This window comes from Dryocola clanedunensis (assembly GCF_038405435.1).
Classification (GTDB): domain Bacteria; phylum Pseudomonadota; class Gammaproteobacteria; order Enterobacterales; family Enterobacteriaceae; genus Dryocola; species Dryocola clanedunensis_A.
The window spans coordinates 1-567 of record NZ_JBBYHZ010000167.1; the positions used below are offsets into that span (position 1 = coordinate 1).

Annotated in this window: 1 protein-coding gene; it reads right to left on the reverse strand. The window is 61.9% G+C overall.

Annotated features, from left to right (window positions below; all coding sequences use genetic code 11):
- Positions 1-558, reverse strand: a 558-nt coding sequence (locus AAE045_RS24015; protein ID WP_455549807.1) for a ClpX C4-type zinc finger protein, incomplete at its 3' end; no start/stop codon positions are given.
- Between the last annotated feature and the right edge of the window lie 9 nt (positions 559-567).

The following is a 567-nucleotide window of genomic DNA, read 5'->3' on the forward strand; positions in this document are numbered from 1 at the left end:
ATCGATGTAGACGATGCCCTGCTGTGCCTTCTCGACGTCGTAGTCGCACTTCTGCAGCAGCTTCTGGATGATGTTCTCCACGTCCTCGCCCACGTAACCGGCTTCGGTCAGCGTGGTGGCGTCGGCCATGGTGAACGGCACGTTGAGCAGGCGGGCCAGGGTTTCGGCCAGCAGCGTCCTGCCCGAACCGGTCGGACCGACCAGCAGGATGTTCGACTTCGCCAGTTCGACCTCGTCGTTCTTCTGGCGGCTCTCGATGCGCTTGTAGTGGTTGTATACGGCCACGGCCAGGGTCCGCTTGGCGCGGTTCTGCCCGATCACGTACTGGTCCAGGACCTCGAGGATCTCGCGCGGCTTGGGCAGCGAACTGCGGGCCGACTGCGCCTTCTCCTCCAGCTCCTCACGGATGATGTCGTTGCACAGCTCGACGCATTCATCGCAGATGAACACGCTCGGACCCGCAATCAGCTTGCGCACCTCATGCTGGCTCTTTCCGCAGAAAGAGCAGTAGAGGATCTTGCCGGTGTCCGTGGAACGACCTTGGCGGTCTTCGCTCATGCTTCGCTT